The organism is Arthrobacter sp. 2YAF22_2, assembly GCF_052114645.1.
GTDB lineage: Bacteria > Actinomycetota > Actinomycetes > Actinomycetales > Micrococcaceae > Arthrobacter.
In genome coordinates, this window is the sequence record NZ_JBFRFD010000450.1 from 1 (window position 1) to 3,038 (window position 3,038).

4 protein-coding genes are annotated in these 3,038 nt (G+C 66.9%); 1 reads left to right on the forward strand and 3 read right to left on the reverse strand.

Features of this window, described 5'->3' with window-relative positions; genetic code table 11:
* The 3 genes from AB4Y86_RS15655 to fdxA all read right to left on the reverse strand — a co-directional run.
* Window positions 1-996: citrate/2-methylcitrate synthase (locus AB4Y86_RS15655; protein ID WP_441403108.1), on the reverse strand; the 996-nt coding region annotated here is incomplete at its 3' end.
* A 231-nt stretch (window positions 997-1,227) separates the two neighbouring features.
* Entirely contained in the window at window positions 1,228-2,376 is a 1,149-nt protein-coding gene (dapC, locus tag AB4Y86_RS15660; protein ID WP_441403109.1) for a succinyldiaminopimelate transaminase, read from the reverse strand.
* Between the two features lie 12 nt (window positions 2,377-2,388).
* A complete protein-coding gene (gene fdxA / locus AB4Y86_RS15665) occupies window positions 2,389-2,715 on the reverse strand; it encodes a ferredoxin (RefSeq protein ID WP_441403110.1) in 327 nt (108 codons plus the stop codon).
* A gap of 194 nt (window positions 2,716-2,909) precedes the next feature.
* Here fdxA and AB4Y86_RS15670 point away from each other — a divergent pair.
* Window positions 2,910-3,038, forward strand: a 129-nt coding sequence (locus AB4Y86_RS15670) for a putative acetyltransferase (RefSeq protein WP_441403111.1), incomplete at its 3' end; no start/stop codon positions are given.

Genomic DNA, 3,038 nt, shown 5'->3' on the forward strand with positions numbered 1-3,038 from the left:
GAGCTTGCCGAGGATCTCGTGGGCCGTGGCCTTGACGATCTTGGCGCGCGGGTCGTAGTTCTTGTAGACGCGGTGCCCGAAGCCCATCAGGCGGACGCCGTCTTCCTTGTTCTTGACCTTCTCCATGTAGTCCTCGGGCTTGATGCCGTCCGCCTGGATCTGGCGGAGCATCTTGAGCACGGCCTCGTTGGCGCCGCCGTGGGCGGGGCCGAAGAGGGCGTTGATGCCTGCCGATACGGAGGCGAAGAGGTTGGCGTTGGAGGAGCCGACCAGCCGGACCGTGGAGGTGGAGCAGTTCTGCTCGTGGTCCGCGTGCAGGATCAGCAGCAGGTCCAGGGCCTTGGCCACCACCGGGTCCACCTCGTACTGCTCGGCCGGGAGACCGAAGCTCAGGCGCAGGAAGTTCTCCACGAGGTTGTGTGAGTTGTCCGGGTACAGCATGGGCTGGCCGACGGACTTCTTCAGGGCGTACGCGGCGATCACCGGCATCTTGGCCAGCAGCCGGTACGTGGAAACTTCAACGTGCTCGGGGTTGAACGGGTCCAGCGAGTCCTGGTAGAACGTGGACAGTGCGGACACCGCCGAGGAGAGCACCGGCATCGGGTGGGCGTCCCGCGGGAAGCCGCTGAAGAAGCCCTTGAGCTCCTCGTGCAGCAAGGTGTGGTGGCGGATCCGCTGGTCGAAAGCCTCCAGTTCGGCCGGCGTCGGCAGGTTGCCGTAAATCAGCAGGTAGGACACCTCCAGGAAGCTGGAGTGCTGGGCGAGCTGCTCGATCGGGTAGCCCCGGTAGCGCAGGATGCCGGCGTCGCCGTCGATGTAGGTGATGGCCGAGGTGGTGGCCGCGGTGTTCATGAAACCGGGGTCGAAGGCAACGGCGCCGGTCTGCTTCAGCAGCTTGGAAACGTCATAGCCTTCGTTTCCTTCAACAACCTTGATGCGGGGGAGCTCGAGCTCGCCGCCGTCAAAACGCAGGGTTGCGCTGGTGGTCTCAGTCATGGATTCTCCTCATGGGACGTCGGGGCCCCTGTTGAAAGCTTGATCCAACATCTGGTGAAGCTGCCCGCGGAACCTGTATCTGGACACGGATTCCAACGGCTGCGCTGCCTTCTTGTGGAAAGCCACCATTGATAGTCAGTTAAAAACTACCGGCAGTTCGCGGGTGGCACTAATCCGGGGCGCCTTGAAGGCGCCCAAACCGCGCCTCTTGTGCCCCGCATCACAGCATTGTTACGGTCCCGTTGCCAGCCGCGCGACGGCGGCGTCGATCCGTTCGTCTGTGGCGGTCAGCGCTACCCGGATGAAGCCGTTGCCTGCGTCCCCGTAGAAGACGCCGGGGCCGACGACGATTCCGCGGTCCGCCAGCCTGCCGACCGTGTCCCAGGTGGCCTCGCCCGCCGTGGCCCAGAGGTAGAGCCCGGCAAGGGATTCCTGGATGGTCAGCCCGAAGCCCTCCAACGCCGGGACGATCCGTTCACGGCGTCCGCGGTACAGGTCCTTTTGTGCCGCGACGTGGGCATCGTCCCCGAGGGCCGCCCGCATGGCTTCCTGGACCGGGTACGGCACGATCATGCCGGCGTGCTTGCGGCTGTTGACCAGGTTGGCCATGATCGCGCCGTCGCCGGCGACGAAGGCGGCCCGGTAGCCGGCCAGGTTGGACTGTTTGCTGAGCGAGTAGACCGCCAGCAGGCCCTCGTGGGACTCCCCTGCCACCCGGGGGTCGAGGATGCTGGGGACCGGGGAGCCGCCCCGCTGGACGTCCCAGTCGCCCCAGCCAAGTTCGGCGTAGCATTCGTCCGAGGCGACGACCGCCCCGAGTTCGCGGGCCTGATCGACGATCCGTTTCAGCGACGGGGCGTCCCTGACGCTGCCGGTTGGGTTGGCCGGCGAGTTAACCCAGACAAGGCGGACGCGTGCCCGGGTGCCGGCGTCGAGCTCGTCGAGGTCGTCCGCGGCCACGTGCTCGGCGCCCGCGAAGGTGGCACCGATGTCGTAGGTGGGATAGGCAACCGACGGCCGGACAACGACGTCGCCCGGCTTGAGACCGAGCAGGAACGGCAGCCAGGCGACGAGCTCCTTGGATCCGACGGTGGGCATCACGTGCTGCGGGTCCAGCCCGGAGACGCCGCGGCGGCGGTCAAACCAGGCCACGACGGCCTCCCGGAGGGCCTGTGTGCCGTGCACCGTGGGGTAGCCGGGGGCGTTGGCCGCCGCCCGGAGCGCGTCCTGCACCAGGGCCGGCGTGTCATCGACCGGGGTGCCGATAGAGAGGTTGGCCGCTCCGCCGGGATGTTCGGCAGCGCGGGCCAGATAGGGCGCCATCGCTTCCCACGGGTAGTCGGGCAGGCTGAGGCCGAAGCTGCGCACCGCAGAGGTCACCGTTGCGCCGTCCTAGTTGTCTTGGTTCTGCGGCGGCAGGGCGGCGATCATCGCGTGGTCCGTGTGGGTGTTGCCGATCTTGGCGGCGCCGCCCGGGGAGCCGAGCACGTCGAAGAACTCGACGTTGGCCTTGTAGTAGTCGGCCCATTCCTCGGGGGTGTCATCCTCGTAGTAGATGGCCTCCACCGGGCAGACCGGCTCGCAGGCGCCGCAGTCCACGCACTCGTCCGGGTGGATGTACAGGGAACGCTCACCCTCGTAGATGCAATCGACGGGGCACTCCTCAATACATGCCTTGTCTTTGACATCAACACACGGCTGCGCGATTACGTACGTCACGTCCCTGGCCTCTCCACGTTGGTTCCGGCATTCCGCCGGTTCTTGCTCCCGGCTTGGGCGCCGGACTGCTGACTTCTGAGCCTATTATCTCCCAGCCCGATCCCGCGAACCTAGCCGGGCGTCACAGTGCCCGCGCCCCCTACGATGGACACGTGCCTTCAACGACGCCCGAGCCGCAACGCTTCCTCTCCGACGTGCCCCTGGGCACCCGCGTGGTGGTGCGCTATCGGATCGAGGGTGGCCTTACGGACGCGCTCGGCGAGCTCGTGGCCAGGGCCGACGCTGATTGCACGGTCCGTACCCGGCACGACGACGTCGTCATC